Genomic DNA, 17,840 nt, shown 5'->3' on the forward strand with positions numbered 1-17,840 from the left:
GGAAAATAACGGGCGAACAAACATAAATGTTAACTTGTTTGTGAAACTATTTTATAGACTGCTTTGCCTAAATTTTTTCAAGCGCAAACTGACTACAATAAATAATAACAGCCAATACATACTGCCACTGCTTGATTGCTCTGGATCTGTTTCTTTTGCCACTTCGGCATTAGGGACTAACGCAATTCCACCCGGATCGTCAATAATACCATTCACAAGGCCATCGGCATCATTTGCACCACCATCTTCAATCCATAAACGCACGCATTGATGCCCTGCCGATAAACCGGCTTGATATAAATTGCTTTGCGGTGGTGGACAGACATCGTTGTCTGCTGCGCTAGACGCTAAACTATTATTGCTGTTTTCCACAAAATTCTGCCAACCATTTAGGCGGTTAAATTTTCGATAAAGCGAATTGTTTGGAATGCCATCATTTAAAGGAATAACGACATATGCAGAGGCACCAAACGGAGTAACATTATGAATTTCAAAATCAAAATAATCACTACGATGATCATAATCATCGGTTGGCACTAAGCCTGTTGCATCCATTTCTTGTTGGCTCATTTGCACGCCATCCGAAAATTGCTGTAAAGCATATTTACCCAAACGTAATCTCAAGCCCGGTTCAGTTTCCATCAATTTAGTTTCACCCGCGTTTACATGCAATGGCTGTAGATAAGCAATATTGTTATTGTCAAGAAATGCGGGTACACCATCGTTGTCCTCATCAGCATAGCCTTCAATATTGTCAGCTATACCATCACTGTCGGTGTCACTGCCGTCGAGTCGAGCTAAGATATTATTAACGGGGATATTAAGGCGATGAGTTTGTGATAATTCGCCGTTACCATTATCGGTAACACTGACTTCTACCACAATTAAACGCTGTATTTCATCAGGTAAAACAAATGAATCCGGTTGTAAATAAACCTTTAATTGATTCGCGCTTATTTCTGCATTGATATACTCAGGCAATAACCAATTAATGATGTGTAGATCATCAGGATTAACATCCGTTATTTTTAATTCAATCGTCACTTCACCTTGATCTTTACTGATGCTTGAAACGGCTATGTTATTTTGCGTCATGCGCAACTCTGTCACCGGTACGATATTAGTTTCAGTAATAACAATGGTATGGGTTTTGTGTACACCCGCATTTATTTCACTGCCAAAGCTCAATATAAGTTGTTCATCATTTTCTGCTTGAAAGTCTTTATTGATCAAGACATCAATAAAGCCTGTGGTTCCCTCATTAATAACCACTTTATTATCGGCTATCTTATAATCAAGCGAGTCAGCATTACCTGAAATAGCAAAAGGTAACTCAATAGGATAATAAGGTGCTTCGCCTGATAGAATAACATCTACTCTAGCTGTTGCACCTTCACCTAATATTTGTGTCGCACTAAAATTCACTAATGGATAAACATTAAGGATTTGTCGTATGGTTGAAACATTTCCTGCATCGTCAACCGCGCGCCAGGTAATATTGTATACCCCCGAGGTAATATGCTTTTGCCCCTGTTCAAAGCCAACGGGCGTTAATGAGCAACAATTAGCGCCGTCACGTCCATCTTCAACATAAACTTCCGTTAGCTTAACCAACTGCTCGCGTGTTAGTGCGGTAAAGGTATGGTTAGCATCAAGGTGCACAGCTTCAGGTACCGTGATCACCGGCGCATAATCATCAATTAATGGATTTGTGTTATTACGTTCTTCATCTACGTTTATGGTGCCGTCAGAGTCCGTGTCCATTAAAGCATCAGCAACATTAAATGGGTTAAAGCCATATTTAAGCTCAAACACATCACTCATGCCGTCATTATCGTCATCAGGGTCAGCATTATTACCAACACCGTCAACGTCAAAATCAAGTGATTCTGTCGGATCTAAAGGAAGTGCATCAATATAATCAAGTACGCCATCATTATCGTCATCTATATCGTTAACGTTACCAATACCATCACCGTCAGTATCAACACTTTCTATGGGGTCAAGGGGAAATGCATCATCGACATCACGCACACCATCATTATCATCGTCACTATCACTATTATTACCAATACCATCGTTATCGCTATCAAGTGACTCTAAAGGGTCAAGGGGAAATAAATCAACATTATCTAGAACACCGTCACCGTCATCGTCGGTATCGAGTACATCACCAATACCGTCACCATCAGTATCAGTGATTTCTCCTGGATTAAAGGGAAATGCATCATCAACATCAAGAATATTATCATTATCATCATCAGCGTCTGCATTATCTCCAATACCATCACCATCAGAGTCTTTCCACTCATTAGCATCTAAAGGGTATAAATCATTACTGTCGACATAGGTGTCATTATCATCATCAGTGTCGGTATTATTACCGATACCGTCACTATCTGTATCGAGTCTTTCGTTAAAATCTAATGGAAAAGCATCGAGACTATCAACAAAGCCATCATTGTCATCATCACTGTCAGTATTGTTACCTATAAGGTCTCCATCAGTGTCAACTGATTCTAGAGGATTTAGCGGGAAAGCATCTATTGAATCTTTAATGCCATCACCATCATCATCATCATCGGTATTATTACCTGTGCCGTCACTGTCAGTGTCTAAATACTCATTTACATCGAGTGAAAAAGCATCTGCACTATCGGCAAAGCCGTCATTATCATCATCTGGATCGCTGTTATTACCTATACCGTCTCCGTCGGTATCTATGCTTTCAGCAGCATTTAACGGAAATAAATCAAGGTTGTCTGCAACACCATCATTGTCGTCATCGTTATCATTAGTTTCGTTAGCAAGGCCGTCACCATCAGTATCTGTTCTTGCAGCAGGATCGGTTGGGTCAGGGTCAACTCCATTGGCAATACCGTCACCATCTTTATCAGTATCAGCGTTATCACCGACACCGTCGTTATCTGTATCGAGATATTCATTTGGATCTAGTGGGAATTTATCAATACCATCAAGAGAGCCGTCGCCATCATCATCATCATCAGTTCTATTTTCTATACCATCACCATCTGTATCGGTTGTAGCTAGCATATCTAATGGATTTGGATCGTCACAATCAAATATACCGTTACTGTTATTATCAATAACTTCACAATCAATTATACCATTCGCGTTATAATCATCTAATACACCATCACCATCATCATCGATGTCAGTGTTATTACCTATGCCATCACCATCGGTATCAAGGTACTCATTGGGATCTAAAGGAAACTTGTCAACTCCATCAGGTGAACCATCACCTACTCCAGTTACGGCATGTGTATCATCATCAGTATCAGCAGTATTACCGATTCCGTCACCATCAGTATCAATATATTCAGTAGGGTCTAATGGAAATACATCATCTAAACCATCAATGATACCGTTACCATTAATGTCATCTAAAACACCGTCATTATCATCATCGGCATCAGCGTTATTACCTATACCGTCAAAATCACTGTCTATCGACTCACTTGCATCAAGCGGAAAAGGGTCACTGCTGTCTAAAACACCATCACCATCGTCGTCTGTATCGGCATTGTTGCCTGTACCATCGGCATCTGTATCAATAAATTCGGCATTATCTAACGGAAAAGCATCGTTAACATTTAAGCGACCATCACCATCAGCATCGGTATCACCATTATCGCCGACACCATCATTATCAGTGTCTAACCATTCTCTGGCATCTAGAGGAAAGTCATCACTGATATCAGGAATACCATCTCCAACTCCAGTAACGTCATGGGTGTCGTCATCGGTGTCAGTATTATTACCAACATTGTCACCATCGGTATCAAACCACTCAGATGCGTTATTTGGATAAATATCAATAGCGTTTGCAAAACCGTCGCCATCGGTGTCGTTATCAGCATTATCCCCAAGACCATCATTATCGGTATCAAGTGTCTCCGAGCTATCTAAGGGGAAAGCATCATTAACATCTAAAATGCCGTCGCCGTCATCATCAGTATCGGTATTATTACCGATACTGTCATTATCTGTATCAAGTTGTTCTGAATTATCGAGAGGAAAGGCATCATATAAATCAATAATACCGTCACCATCATCATCGGTATCAGCGTTATTACCGATAGTATCGCTATCAGTATCATCCCACTCTGCAGGGTTAAGTGGGTATACATCAACGACATCAACAACCCCGTCACCGTCATCATCAAGATCAACGGTATTACAAAGCGTATCTCCGTCGGTGTTTAACCATTCAAAGGAGTTTTCGATAGCGGGATCATAAATATCAATAACCGAGTCTCCATCACGGTTATTGTCAGAAATATCAGGTACCCCATCACCGTCATCATCAGGGTCAGCGTTATTACCGACACCATTTAAATCAGTGTCATACCATTCTGTAGCATCACTTGGGAATAAGTCATAAGCACCACCAGTGATAACCGTATCATCGTAGCCATCGCCGTCGGCGTCAAGAAGAGGCGTAGGCAAAAGACATTGTACGGCTGCATGAGCAGAGAAGTTGATCATAATCACTGATATAAGTAACACAGCTTTTAAACGAATTTTTAATGACATAAATATTCCCACCAATAACTGATATTTATAACTTGTCACGACAAGTTATTACGTCTTGAAATTAAAAAAGTGCCAATGTGGCAGCGAATATTCTTAACCTCATACTTCACATAGTAAACTTTACCAAAAAAAAAGGTTGGGCTTTTGTTAAAATAATTTATTAATCAAACTTAATAATCTAAGCCACGACCAAAACGATAACTCACCCCTATATAACCCGAGGTTACAGCACCGAATTCAGAAAAACTAGGTTGATATTTTACCCCAAAGTTTATTGATGTATTACGATCAAGTTTATAATAAGCGCCAACACCTATAATGGCATTAATATCACTTTTTTCAGAAAAGTATCGAACTTCTTCCTCTAAGCCAGGTGTTTCAGGCCAAGTAAATTTATTTTCGGTTAGGGCTGCTGATGCTCCAACTTGATATTCAATAGTGAGGTTTTTAAAAAAAGAGTTATAGCTTTGTATTTTATGACGATAACTAAGCAGCGCATCAATAGTATCTATTTTGAAAAACAACTCATCGTTATTCCATTCAACTTTTACGTCATCTAAACTACTATAAGCAACAGTCCAATATAAATTACTCCCTTTGGTAAACGTGTCTGCTAATGCAAAACTGTAACCTTTACTCGTAGACTCTTGCCCTTTGTGAAAGTTACCGGCTATTTCTAGCGCGTTTACATGGGAAGCAAGAAAACTTGTCGCCATAAAGACACCGCCAACGGCAAAAACATTCCGCAGCTTACTTAAATTTTTAGACATTATAGTTTTTGGAACATGAGTTGTTTGCAACGCTAAATTTTCTTGTTCGTTGTTACTTATATTATTTATCACTATTTATACCACCATCAAAAATTTGACTGTTTACTGCATTCACATTAAATGCGTAATCGATTTTAGAAATATGCAATTTTTAAACCATAAAATTTTAAAAAATATAAACAAAGGTATGTTACTGTTATTTTTTGCTCATCTTTATTTAATCGATAAATTTCTATGTTTAGAATTATTAATAATATTATTGATCGCTGTTTTTTTACCATAACATTTATTTTAGGTGTGCAACTACCTGGATTAATTATTCAATATAAGCTCCGGCTTTCTGGACATTTATCTGAAGCAGAATTGCATTTAGTACAATTTCAAACCCTTGCTGATCGACATTATCAAGGTGATTTATCTGCCATGATAATAAAATACCAAGCTAATTCAGAGCCCTCTATTGTTAACACCGCTGAAATCATTAAGCAATTAATGTTAAGAGTTGACTATTTACAATCACAACTTAGCGGTGTAACAAACAACGCTTATATCGAACAAGTTTATAACTTTATTATTTATGCTGATAGAACCATTGTTAAAGATACCTTAACTGATTTTTCAATCACTATTCCATTGGCGCTAAATGCACTCGTTACCGGTGCTGTAATCGCTATTGTTGGTTTATTAATTAAAGAAATAGTTAGCTCTTTGATCAAAGTGATAAGTAAGAAAATGTCGTCAGAAAAGCAACTTAAAAAACGATAACATCACCTCAATAAACGCGGTTTAATCATAGGCCTTAATTGGTGCCCTCCTAATTACGCCTACGATACCCTATTGTAATGACACAGCAAGGTTATACCTGATGAACACAAGGTATGGATTCACGACTCTGATTGTTCTTGAGCGTGTTACCTACTTAAAAGGATGGTGCACTTAAGAGAGAATTTTGCAAAAGCTTTAAAATAAAAAAGGCTGCCGAAGCAACCTTTAATAAACATATTCTCATGTATCGTAAAATACAAAAAAGAAATACGCTAACTATTATTTTTAACGTTATGGTTTAATTAGCCGTTACCGTTTTCAACGCGACTCTTTAATTTTTGTCCTGGACGGAAAGTAACAACTTTACGAGCAGAAATTGGAATATCTTCACCCGTTTTGGGGTTACGGCCTGGGCGTTCGCTTTTTACACGAAGGTCAAAGTTACCAAAACCAGAAAGCTTTACTTGCTCGCCACTTTCTAAAGTTTCGCGTATTTCTTCAAAAAACACCTCAACCATATCCTTTGCGTCGCGTTTGCTCAGCCCAACTTTCTCAAATAAATGTTCTGCTACTTCTGCTTTCGTAAGCGCCATTACCTAATTCCTCAGTGATGCATTTAGCTCAGTTTCTAATGTGTCTACGACACGTTCAACGACTTCATTAATGTCTTTTTCTTCAAGGGTTTTATCACAATCCTGTAAAGTCATCGCTATCGCTAAGCTCTTAAACCCTTCATCGATACCATTTCCTCGGTATACGTCAAACAAGTTTAGATCAACTAAATAATTTCCGCCAACCTTTTCAATAAGTTGTAAGACATTTTTTGCATTAATTTTCTCTTCAACGATCACTGCAATGTCACGTCTATTCGCAGGAAAGCGAGATATATCACCAGCTTCAGGGATTTTTTGTGTTGAAATTTCAGACAATAAAAGCTCAAAAATAAATGTCCGACCATTTAAGCCTAATTTTCTTTCTAATTCAGGATGTAAGGTACCAACATGGCCTACTAACACGCCATTCTTATGAATAGCGGCTGTTTGACCCGGATGAAGTGCGGCTATTTCATCTTGTGAAAACTCATATGACGAAGCGTCTGCCGTTAATGCAAGGAGTGCTTCAACGTCTGATTTCACATCAAAAAAATCAATGGCTGACTTTTCCATATCCCAATGTTCTTCATTACGCTGTCCGGTGACTACCCCTGCAAACATTTGTTCTTGGCGAACACCATTTTCTGCAGTGTCGTCCGGCACAAAACGTAAACCTGTTTCAAATAAACGTAGTCGTGATTGCTGACGGTTTTGATTATAAATAACTGATTGCAATAATCCGGTCCACATACTTAAACGCATAACTGACATTTCAGAAGAAATAGGATGCGGTAAAGTCATTACTTCTTGTTCAGGATGAATTAACGATTGAACTTTTGGATCGACAAAACTATAGGTTATCGCTTCTTGGTAACCACGATTAACCATTACGTTGCGTAGGCGTTTTAATGGCAGAGACTTTTCTTTTTGTTCTCGCATCGCCAACGTTGCTTTTGGCGAAACATTTGGAATATTGTTATAACCAAAAATACGCGCAACTTCTTCGATTAAATCAACTTCTACTTTAATATCAAAGCGGTATGCCGGAACAACAACTGTCCAAATATTGCTTTCAAAAGTAACATTAAAGCCTAAACGTGTTAGGATTTCAGTGACTTTAGTATCATCAATATGATGACCAATACGGCCATCAAGTTTTTCTCTACGCAAAGTAACTATTTTTTCTTTAGGTAAATGTTCATCACTGAGTGCTTCAACGATAGGACCCGCTTTACCACCAACGATTTCCAATAATAAGGTCGTTGCACGTTCCATAGCATTTCGTTGTAATTCAGGGTCGATACCACGTTCATAACGATGCGATGAATCAGTATGTAATCCGTATTGACGTGCTTTACCCAAAATAGCTAACGGAGCAAAAAAAGCACTCTCTAAGAAGATGTCAGTTGACTTGTTTTCTTCATCCGATTTAACACCCGATTCTTTTCCGCCAAAAATACCCGCCATGGCTAATGCTTTATTGTCATCAGCGATCACTAAAGTTTCAGTTGAAAGTGTGACTTCATTACCGTCAAGTAAAACCAGTTTTTCACCTGGTGTTGCATAACGAACGTTAATTCCACCGTCGAGTGCAGACAAATCAAAAGCATGCATTGGATGCCCTTGTTCAAGCAACACATAGTTCGTTACATCGACAACAGGGTCGATTGAGCGTGTACCGCAACGACGTAATTTTTCCACCATCCATAACGGTGTTTTCGCCGTTACATCAATATCTTTAATGACTCGGCCTAAATAGCGTGGACAAGCTTTAGCTGCTGATAACGTAATTTCTCGAACATCATCTATTGTAGAAGCTACAGCAACAATTTCTGGTTCAGTAATGTTTAAACTATTTAATACCCCTACTTCGCGTGCTAAGCCTTTAAGGCCAAGACAGTCACCACGGTTAGCGGTTAAATCAACGTCTATAGTAACATCGTTCAAATCTAAGTATTCACGAACACACCTGCCTATAGGAGCATCTTGTGCTAGTTCCATAATACCATCTGAACTGTCAGACAAACCAATCTCTGATTCACTACACAACATGCCGTGAGAAGGTACGCCACGTAATTTTGCTTTTTTAATTTTAAAGTCGCCAGGTAAAACTGCGCCAACAGTAGCAACCGCTACTTTGAGACCTAAACGACAATTTTTAGCGCCACAAACAATATCGACTAATTCGCCATCATTAAATTCGCTACCTAGATTTATTTTTGTCACTTGCAATTTATCAGCATCAGGATGTGGCCCACATTCAACCACTTCACCAATTAATACACCCGTAAATTGACCGGCAACAGCTTCTACAGCATCAACTTCTAAGCCAGCCATAGTAATTTGATGAGCTAATTCACTCGATGAAATAGCAGGATTAACCCACTCACGTAACCACGATTCACTAAATTTCATTATTGGCTTTCCTACTTGAACTGTTTTAAGAAGCGAAGATCATTTTCGAAAAATGAACGTAAGTCATTTACGCCGTAGCGCAACATTGTTAAACGTTCAACGCCCATACCAAAAGCAAAACCGGTATAAACTTCAGGGTCAATACCCACTGACTTCAATACGTTAGGGTGCACCATGCCACAACCTAATACTTCTAACCATTTTCCATTTTTACCCATAATATCAACTTCCGCAGAAGGTTCTGTAAACGGGAAATATGAAGGGCGGAAACGAATTTCAACTTCTTCTTCAAAAAAGTGATGTAAGAAGTCGTGTAAAATACCTTTAAGATGCGTAAAACTAACATCTTTGTCGACCATCAAACCTTCAACTTGGTGGAACATTGGCGTATGTGTTTGATCATAGTCATTACGATAAACCTTACCCGGAGAAATAATACGCAGTGGTGGCTGTTCTTTTTCCATGGTGCGAATTTGTACACCTGAGGTTTGCGTGCGTAACACTAATTTTGGATTAAAGTAAAAAGTATCATGGTCTTGACGTGCTGGATGATGTTCAGGAATATTCAAAGCATCAAAATTATGAAAGTCATCTTCCACTTCTGGACCTTCTTTGACTTCAAAGCCCAAATCACCAAAAAAACTTTCAATACGTTCAATTGTGCGTGTTACAGGATGAAGTCCACCTAAATCATTACTACGTCCAGGTAGCGTCACATCAATAGATTCAGCAGATAATTGCTTAGCAATAACTTCTGCACGTAACAATTCACCACGTTCAGTCAATAATTTTTGTACTTGCTGTTTAGCAATATTGATCACTTGCCCTGCTTTAGGCTTCTCTTCTTTAGGTAATTGACTTAACCCTTTCATTTGCTCAGTGAACAAACCTTTTTTACCTAAAAAGTTAACACGAACTTGGTCAAGTTCGGTAGGATCTGTTGCTGCAGAAATAGCTTCTTCTGCTTGCAATATAATATCGTCTAAATTCATGAGTTCCTCTAAGCGGCTCTAAAACCTTGCTGTAAATTTCAAAGTTTTGGCTAGACTGATTGTATTAATAAAAATTATTGCTAATACTACACAATATCTAAGCATAAATGTAGCGGAATAACGTGATTTAAAAGGGTTTTTAAAACTTTATGACCTTCTATTACTTTTAAGTAGATAAAAGCCTTAAGCGGCTCATTAATTTAAGCCTTTTATCGATATTAACTCGACAGAAATATTTTCAGCGATAACAAAAATTGACTTGTGCTTTGAACACTTCTTTTTTAATGGAAGCGATGAGCCCTTTTGTATCAAAACGCCAAAGCATATTATCGTTGCATTTAAAAAATTAGGCTATCGTTTAGAGATCAAGGCATTGCCTAACAAAAAAAGTTTATCATGGGCAAGTCATGGAGTAATTAATAGCAAATTATTTAGAACCAAAGCATTTAACTTAGACAACGCCCCGAGTTTACAACAAGTTAAAGAGCCACTTTTTACTATTGCTTAGCGGGTATTAAGTAAACAAAAAACAAACATAAACGGTTGGAGAAACTCGCCAATAAATTGTCATTGGTGTTAAAAGAAATGAAAGCGTCAGGACAGTTTCAAGATTTACTTAAACCTATTATTAATAAAGCGGCTAAAACAATAAACCCCACTCAAGAGTAGGGTTTATAAAAATCATCAACGATTTACACTCAACTAAAAGTTTTAGTCAATTAACTGGTACTGCTCACGTAAAATATCGATAATTTCAGCTTTAGGATTAGCAGACAAGACAATTTTTTGCCCGGTAATTTTTTCTGCAATTGCTGTATATGTGTTTGACACATCCATTAATACTGATACCGGTAATTCATTGTCGCGAGCTAAGGCTTCACGTTCAGGCATACGGGCTTTATTTAATAAAATGTCTGCATCAGGAAAGTGTGCTAATAATAATTGGCGGAAACCTTCTTTTGAGTTTTCAACGACTTTGCCACCACGGTATTGCTCGCCATCCCAAATACGTGAAGAGTCAGGAGTGCCCACTTCATCCATATAAATTAACTTGTCGTTACCAGCCCTGTCTTTTACATAGCCAAACTCAAACTTAGTATCAACAAAAATTTGGTCAAGCTTTGCGAGCGAATCAGAAATAACGTCAAAACCTTCCGTTAACAACTTTTCGTATAACGTTATATCGTCAAGTGATTTGAAATTGAATGCTTCAAAATTATCTTCAATGTTCTTGCGCGTAATATTTACATCGTCAACAGCGGGTACGCCAGGGATCCCTTCTAAAATACCTTTCGTTGATGGTGTTTGTAATAACTCAGGTAACTTTGAATCTTTAGTTAACCCTTCAGCTAATTCAATACCACAAAATTCACGCTCGCCTTTTACATATGAACGCCACATTGACCCCGTTATATACTGACGACAAATAGCTTCAATCATGACCGGTTTTGCTTTTTGAACGATCCACACAAACGGATGTGGAATATCAAGAATGTGACTGTCGGCTAAGCCTTGATCTTTAAAAAGCTTAAACCAATGATTTGAAATAGCATTAAGTGATGCGCCTTTGCCTGGTACACCTTTCATGCCGCCTTCGCCTTGCCAAATGCAATCAAAGGCAGAGATACGGTCGCTGATCACCATAATAGCTAATGGCGTATCATCGGCAACATCATAACCTTTTTCTTGAATTAACCGTTTACTATCTGCATCAGTTAACCAGTAGACACTACGAACTTTGCCGCTGTGAACAGGTGCATCGGTGCGAATAGGTAAATCATTGTTTACCGCTAAAATTTGATCTGCAAGACTCATCGGATTAAACCTTAATTATCAAGTTAAAATTAATTGTAGCGAATAGTATTTTTAGATATTAACGTCACTCATTGACATCCTGTACATAAAATAATATTCGGTATAATTAATAAAACAATTTTAATACATTTTAACGAAGATATTTAGTTTATTTTCAAGGTTAAAGCACGGAGCTAATGACTATTAGTAAGTACTTTAAAACGCAGAAAGTGAGCTAAAGAACAAGTTAGAATGATTAAAAAAGAAAAGGACGCCTACTGGCGTCCTTGTCTCAAAGATTTTTCAAATTCTATGCAGCTAAAGCAGCTTTCGCTTTTTCAACTAAGAATGTGAATGTCACTTTGTCGTATACTGCAATATCAGCTAGGATCTTACGATCGATTTCAATAGCAGCCTTTTTAAGACCATTAATGAAAACACTGTAAGATAAACCATTTATGCGAGCTGCTGCATTTATACGAGTTATCCAAAGCTGACGGAATTGACGTTTACGTTGACGACGATCGCGGTAAGCGTATTGACCTGCTTTAGTTACTGCTTGATAAGCAACACGGTAAACACGGCTACGTGCTCCGTAATAACCTTTAGCTTGCTTTAGAACCTTCTTGTGACGTGCACGAGCTTGTACACCACGTTTTACTCTAGCCATTCTATATCTCTCCTATTAACCGTGACGTAAAAGTTTTTTAACTGACTTAATGTCAGCTGCCGAAATCATGCACTTAGCACGAAGATGACGTTTAACTTTAGTACGACGCTTAGTCAAGATATGACGAAGGCCAGCTTGTTTGAACTTGTAGCCAGAGGCTGTTTTTTTAAAGCGCTTCGCAGCACCTTTGTTAGTTTTCATTTTAGGCATGAATATTACTCCGCATTCATGTTTGTGTTATTACACAGAAACATTGCCATTGAAATTTAGCAACTTAGGCGAAAAACTTAACTTGCTTATTTAAGGTTAAACAAAAATAAACGTTAGTTTCTACTTTCAGGCCTAAAATTACCCGTTAAAAACAATAAGGGTGAACTTAATTTTAATTTTCATAAAAATAAGTTACTTGAAATACCGGTTATTGATTATTTTTTTGGTGCTAGTACCATCACCATTTGTCTTCCTTCCGCACGACGCGGGAAGAATTCAACTACAGTTAACTCTTCTAAATCTTGCTTAACGCGAGTTAGAAGTTGTAAACCAAGTTCTTGGTGAGCCATTTCACGACCACGGAAACGTAAAGTTACTTTAACTTTATCGCCCCCTTCTAAAAAGCGCTTCAGGTTGCGTAGTTTTACCTGATAGTCGCCTTCATCTGTTCCAGGACGGAATTTAATTTCCTTAACCTGTATCTGTTTCTGGTTTTTGCGCTGTTCTTTTTGTTCTTTAGCTTTTTCATAGATAAACTTACCGTAATCCATAACGCGGAGTACAGGAGGTTTAGCCGTAGGGCTTATTTCAACAAGATCAACACCAGCTTCATCAGCTTGATCCATTGCTTCATCTAATGTGACGATGCCACCAGGCTCTCCGTCAAATCTAATCAAACGAACTTCATTATCAGCAATACCTGTAATTAACTCATTTAAACGATGTGCTGGCTCTTTTTGCCCGCCTCGTTGTCCACCTTTAATAGCCATGTTCCTCCAAAGAACTTTGTTCCAAGTCGCTGGTGTTATTTTTAACTTAACAACTACTCAGATTAATAAAATATTTTTATGCTTGTTTAAACGTTATTATAAGTAATTTATTCGTTAACTACGAGCGTTAACTTCTTCACTTAATTTTGAAATAAAGTCATCAACAGACATTTTTCCTAAATCTTCACCACTTCGCGTTCTAATGGCAATTTCGCCAGCTTCCATTTCTTTGTCACCAACAACTAACAAATAGGGAACACGCTTCAAAGTGTGCTCGCGGATTTTAAAGCCTATCTTCTCATTTCTCAAGTCTAGTTTTACTCTAAATCCACTTTCTTTTAGTTTTTTTACAACTTTTTCACAATATTCGTCTTGTTTGCCCGTAATATTCATCACAGTTGCATGAATTGGCGATAACCACGTTGGAAATTTCCCCGTGAACTCTTCAATTAAAATTCCGATAAAACGTTCAAGTGAACCTAAAATAGCGCGATGAATCATGACAGGAATATATCTTTCGTTGTCTTCACCCACATAAGTTGCGCCTAAACGCTCTGGTAAAGCAAAATCGAGCTGCACTGTACCACATTGCCAAGCACGACCTAAACAGTCCATTAAAGTAAATTCAATCTTAGGACCGTAAAATGCTCCTTCACCCGGTAAATACTCAAATTTGATGTTGCTGTCGGTTAATGCTTGTGCAAGACCCGCTTCAGCTTTATCCCAAATCTCATCACTACCGATACGATTCACAGGGCGAGTAGACAATTTAACAACGACATCTTCAAAACCAAATGAACCGTATACGTCGTATACCATTTCGATACACTTTTTAACTTCTGCTTGAACTTGCGATTCCATACAGAAAATATGGGCGTCATCTTGCGTAAAGCCACGTACACGCATCAAACCATGTAAAGAGCCTGAAGGTTCGTTACGGTGACAACAGCCAAATTCAGCAATACGTAAAGGTAAATCGCGGTATGACTTTAAACCCTGGTTAAATATTTGTACATGACCAGGGCAATTCATTGGTTTTATTGCGTATTCACGCTTTTCAGATTCAGTGGTAAACATGCCATCGGCATATTTTTCCCAGTGACCTGACTTTTCCCAAAGACTTCTGTCCATCATCATTGGCGCTTTAACTTCGTCGTAATCATATTCGTGTAGTTTTTCACGAATAAATTTTTCTAACTCCGTGTAAATCGTCCAACCATCGTTATGCCAGAATACCATTCCTGGTGCTTCTTCTTGCCAATGAAATAAATCTAATGTTTTACCAATTTTACGGTGATCGCGTTTTTCAGCTTCAGCTAAACGAACGATATATGCTTTTAATTGCTTTTTGTCAGCCCATGCTGTGCCGTAAATACGTTGCAACATTTTGTTGTCTGAATTACCGCGCCAGTATGCACCAGCTACTTTCATTAATTTGAACTGATGACAATGACGCATGCTAGGTACGTGTGGACCACGACACATATCAATGTATTCTTGATGATGATATAAAGCCGGTGTATCAGTTTTCTCGATGTTTTCATCAAGAATTTGTAATTTGTAAGTTTCACCACGTTCAGTAAACGCATCGTAAGCGTCTTGCCACGTACCTGTTTTCTTAACAACTTCATATCCCGTACGAGCAAGTTCTGTCATACGCTTTTCAATTTTTGTTAAATCATCTTCTGTAATTGATTCTTCAAGGTCAATATCGTAATAAAAGCCATTCTCAATCGTAGGGCCAATTGCCATTTTCACATCTGGGTATAACTGCTTAATAGCATGCCCTAATAAATGTGCACAAGAATGACGAATTATTTCAAGACCTTCGCTATCTTTATTGGTGATAAGTTGCAAAGCAGCATCTTGGGTAATTAATTCACAAGCATCAACAAGGTTTCCGTCGATACGACCAGCGATGGTTGCTTTAGCAAGACCAGGACCAATATCTAAGGCAACATCCATTACAGATACGGCATTGTCGAATGAGCGTTCTGAACCGTCAGGGAGAGTAATTACAGGCATTAATTTTCCTTTATTTCAGTGGCGGCGCATACGAAGCGTCGCTTGAATTTATTTTTAATGTTTAAAGCTATTTCTTTTGAGAAATATTTGAGGTCGCAAATATAGGGGAAATATCCTTTATTTGCAATATAAAGGCAGACTTATCTTTCTGCTACCATTGTCATTGCCAATGCCATAGCTTCTGCCACTTTAATACCGTCAATACCTGCAGATAATATTCCGCCCGCATAACCCGCACCTTCTCCTGCAGGGTAAAGCCCCTCAACATTCAGGCTTTGCATTGTTTCTCTATCACGCGTTATTTGAATCGGTGAAGATGTTCTTGTTTCAACAGCCGTTAATGTTGCATCAGCCATTGAAAAACCTTTAATCTTGCGTTCAAACGCAGGTAAAGCTTCGCGAATAGCTTCAATGGCGAAAGCAGGTAAGGTTTCACTCAAATCGCAATATTTAACACCCGGCTTATATGAAGGGCTAACTTCGCCATGCTCACCACTTTTACGCCCAGCGAGAAAATCGCCAACTAATTGAACCGGAGCGTCATAATTTTCTCCACCAAGTTTAAACGCTTTTTCTTCTAAACGGCGTTGAAACTCAATACCGGATAATACATCTGAAGCATCATCTTCGTTGGCAAAGTCGCTAGGTTCTATGCCAACAACAATCGCGCTATTTGCATTACGTTCGTGACGTGAATACTGACTCATGCCATTGGTGACTAGGCGCCCTGCTTCTGAAGCTGCTGCAACCACGGTTCCGCCTGGGCACATACAAAAGCTATAAACACTACGACCACTTTTACAATGATGAACAAGTTTATAGTCAGCGGCCCCTAATATCGGATTGCCCGCGTTGTTACCAAAACGAGCATCGTCGATAACTGACTGTTCATGTTCGATGCGAAAGCCAACAGAAAAAGGTTTAGCTTTAACGGATACTTTGTTTTTAATCAACATTTCAAAGGTATCGCGTGCACTATGACCAATAGCTAAGGCAACATAGTTAGTGTCGATACGTTCACCGCTAGCGAGTGTTAAACCCGTGATGCGTTTACTTCCCTCTCCACCTTGGTTTTCATCAAAGTGAAACTCATCAACACGTTGTTCAAAACGAATTTCGCCACCCAACTCAGTAATTTTAGCGCGCATTTGTTCGATCATGGTTACCAATTTGAAGGTACCAATATGCGGTTTACTGACAAATAAAATTTCTTCTGGTGCGCCAGCATCAACAAACTCATGTAATACTTTACGACTGTAATGCTTTTTATCATTAACTTGGCTATATAATTTACCGTCAGAAAAAGTACCTGCCCCACCTTCCCCAAATTGCACATTAGATTCGGTGTTAAGTATTTTCTTTCGCCAAAAACCAAAGGTGTCTTTAGTGCGTTGACGTACTTCTTTGCCACGCTCTAAAATAATGGGATTAAATCCCATTTGCGCCAGCACTAAGCCGATAAATAAGCCACACGGACCAAAACCAATAACAACTGGGCGCTGTGTTGGTTTTTCAGGCGCTTGAGCAACAAAATTGTAGCGCATATCAGGGCTAGCTTTTACTTGATTGTCTTTAACAAACCGTTCAAGTAATTCGTCATTAAGGCAAGTGTTTACATCAAGGGTGTAAATCAAGATTATTTTTGCTTTTTTACGGGCGTCATATCCGCGTTTAAATACGGTAAAGTCAATGAGCTGATCTTCAGAAATGGATAATTTATCAAGAATAGCCTTCTTAATATCGGCTTCTTGGTGATCAAGCGGCAATTGAATATTTGTTAAACGCAACATATTATGGCGGTTCCAAAAAAGGAGAAAGAAAATTTTGGGCATTTTACCTGAACATACCGCTCAGTTAAATCAACAATTGAAATTATTACTAAGCTAGGTATGATCAGCTCAAAATATTTTCTATCAACGAAATTCAAAAAGTAGAGTACCTATGGCGTTTGTAGTCACCGACAATTGTATAAAATGTAAATACACCGATTGTGTCGCAGTATGTCCTGTTGATGCTTTTTATGAAGGCCCTAATTTTTTAGTCATAAGCCCTGATGACTGTATAGATTGTGATTTGTGTCCGGTTGAATGCCCAGCGGGTGCTATTTTTCAAGAAGATGAAGTCCCTGAAAATCAAAAGGAGTTTATTGAACTCAATGCTGAACTCGCTAAAGTGTGGCCAAGAATAACAGAAGTAATTCCAGCCCCTGCCGATGCAAAAGAATGGGATGGTATACCCAATAAAATTGATCACTTAATTATTGAGAATTAAAACGC

General features: G+C 38.4%; 13 protein-coding genes. 2 read left to right on the forward strand and 11 right to left on the reverse strand.

Features of this window, described 5'->3' with window-relative positions; genetic code table 11:
• Positions 1-51: 51 nt before the first annotated feature.
• Positions 52-4,560 (reverse strand): thrombospondin type 3 repeat-containing protein, encoded by a 4,509-nt coding sequence (locus H4J52_RS06055; protein WP_220461067.1) that lies wholly within the window; start codon positions 4,558-4,560, stop codon positions 52-54.
• Positions 4,561-4,730: 170 nt separating this feature from the next.
• A complete protein-coding gene (locus H4J52_RS06060) occupies positions 4,731-5,402 on the reverse strand; it encodes a hypothetical protein (RefSeq protein ID WP_182179931.1) in 672 nt (223 codons plus the stop codon).
• A 162-nt stretch (positions 5,403-5,564) separates the two neighbouring features.
• Between H4J52_RS06060 and H4J52_RS06065 the strand changes: the two genes are divergently transcribed.
• On the forward strand, positions 5,565-6,095 hold the full coding sequence (locus H4J52_RS06065; protein ID WP_182179929.1) for a DUF2937 family protein: 531 nt from the start codon (positions 5,565-5,567) through the stop codon (positions 6,093-6,095).
• Positions 6,096-6,397: 302 nt separating this feature from the next.
• Here the strand turns inward: H4J52_RS06065 and H4J52_RS06070 are convergent, their stop codons facing one another.
• The 9 genes from H4J52_RS06070 to H4J52_RS06110 form a co-directional block, all read right to left on the reverse strand.
• On the reverse strand, positions 6,398-6,688 hold the full coding sequence (locus H4J52_RS06070; RefSeq protein WP_070373739.1) for an integration host factor subunit alpha: 291 nt from the start codon (positions 6,686-6,688) through the stop codon (positions 6,398-6,400).
• Between the two features lie 3 nt (positions 6,689-6,691).
• The gene (pheT, locus tag H4J52_RS06075; RefSeq protein ID WP_182179927.1) at positions 6,692-9,103 is read right to left on the reverse strand and encodes a phenylalanine--tRNA ligase subunit beta; all 2,412 of its coding nucleotides are present in this window, start codon (positions 9,101-9,103) and stop codon (positions 6,692-6,694) included.
• Between the two features lie 11 nt (positions 9,104-9,114).
• Positions 9,115-10,095, reverse strand: coding sequence for a phenylalanine--tRNA ligase subunit alpha (gene pheS, locus H4J52_RS06080; protein ID WP_182179926.1), 981 nt, complete (start codon positions 10,093-10,095; stop codon positions 9,115-9,117).
• Between the two features lie 711 nt (positions 10,096-10,806).
• Positions 10,807-11,910: a phosphoribosylaminoimidazolesuccinocarboxamide synthase gene (locus tag H4J52_RS06085; RefSeq protein WP_182224374.1), complete on the reverse strand. Its 1,104-nt coding sequence runs from the start codon at positions 11,908-11,910 to the stop codon at positions 10,807-10,809.
• A 289-nt stretch (positions 11,911-12,199) separates the two neighbouring features.
• Positions 12,200-12,559, reverse strand: coding sequence for a 50S ribosomal protein L20 (rplT, locus tag H4J52_RS06090; protein WP_182179924.1), 360 nt, complete (start codon positions 12,557-12,559; stop codon positions 12,200-12,202).
• Positions 12,560-12,574: 15 nt separating this feature from the next.
• Positions 12,575-12,769: a 50S ribosomal protein L35 gene (gene rpmI, locus H4J52_RS06095; protein ID WP_070373745.1), complete on the reverse strand. Its 195-nt coding sequence runs from the start codon at positions 12,767-12,769 to the stop codon at positions 12,575-12,577.
• Positions 12,770-12,984: 215 nt separating this feature from the next.
• Positions 12,985-13,539: a translation initiation factor IF-3 gene (gene infC, locus H4J52_RS06100; RefSeq protein WP_182179923.1), complete on the reverse strand. Its 555-nt coding sequence runs from the start codon at positions 13,537-13,539 to the stop codon at positions 12,985-12,987.
• 114 nt (positions 13,540-13,653) lie between these two features.
• Complete coding sequence (gene thrS / locus H4J52_RS06105; protein WP_182179922.1) at positions 13,654-15,564, reverse strand: threonine--tRNA ligase; 1,911 nt, start codon at positions 15,562-15,564, stop codon at positions 13,654-13,656.
• A 140-nt stretch (positions 15,565-15,704) separates the two neighbouring features.
• A complete protein-coding gene (locus H4J52_RS06110) occupies positions 15,705-17,354 on the reverse strand; it encodes an NAD(P)/FAD-dependent oxidoreductase (protein ID WP_182179921.1) in 1,650 nt (549 codons plus the stop codon).
• Between the two features lie 151 nt (positions 17,355-17,505).
• Between H4J52_RS06110 and fdxA the strand changes: the two genes are divergently transcribed.
• Positions 17,506-17,835, forward strand: coding sequence for a ferredoxin FdxA (gene fdxA, locus H4J52_RS06115; RefSeq protein WP_182179920.1), 330 nt, complete (start codon positions 17,506-17,508; stop codon positions 17,833-17,835).
• Positions 17,836-17,840: the final 5 nt, after the last annotated feature.

The organism is Colwellia sp. MB02u-14, from assembly GCF_014076915.1.
Taxonomy (GTDB): domain Bacteria; phylum Pseudomonadota; class Gammaproteobacteria; order Enterobacterales; family Alteromonadaceae; genus Colwellia_A.

Bases quoted from the DNA above. Each gene is read 5' to 3' on its own strand.
- H4J52_RS06055 (WP_220461067.1), bottom strand. From the start codon at position 4,560: ATGTCATTAAAAATTCGTTTAAAAGCTGTGTTACTTATATCAGTGATT.
- H4J52_RS06065 (WP_182179929.1), top strand. From the start codon at position 5,565: ATGTTTAGAATTATTAATAATATTATTGATCGCTGTTTTTTTACCATA.
- H4J52_RS06070 (WP_070373739.1), bottom strand. From the start codon at position 6,688: ATGGCGCTTACGAAAGCAGAAGTAGCAGAACATTTATTTGAGAAAGTT.
- pheT (WP_182179927.1), bottom strand. From the start codon at position 9,103: ATGAAATTTAGTGAATCGTGGTTACGTGAGTGGGTTAATCCTGCTATT.
- pheS (WP_182179926.1), bottom strand. From the start codon at position 10,095: ATGAATTTAGACGATATTATATTGCAAGCAGAAGAAGCTATTTCTGCA.
- H4J52_RS06085 (WP_182224374.1), bottom strand. From the start codon at position 11,910: ATGAGTCTTGCAGATCAAATTTTAGCGGTAAACAATGATTTACCTATT.
- rplT (WP_182179924.1), bottom strand. From the start codon at position 12,559: ATGGCTAGAGTAAAACGTGGTGTACAAGCTCGTGCACGTCACAAGAAG.
- rpmI (WP_070373745.1), bottom strand. From the start codon at position 12,769: ATGCCTAAAATGAAAACTAACAAAGGTGCTGCGAAGCGCTTTAAAAAA.
- infC (WP_182179923.1), bottom strand. From the start codon at position 13,539: ATGGCTATTAAAGGTGGACAACGAGGCGGGCAAAAAGAGCCAGCACAT.
- thrS (WP_182179922.1), bottom strand. From the start codon at position 15,564: ATGCCTGTAATTACTCTCCCTGACGGTTCAGAACGCTCATTCGACAAT.
- H4J52_RS06110 (WP_182179921.1), bottom strand. From the start codon at position 17,354: ATGTTGCGTTTAACAAATATTCAATTGCCGCTTGATCACCAAGAAGCC.
- fdxA (WP_182179920.1), top strand. From the start codon at position 17,506: ATGGCGTTTGTAGTCACCGACAATTGTATAAAATGTAAATACACCGAT.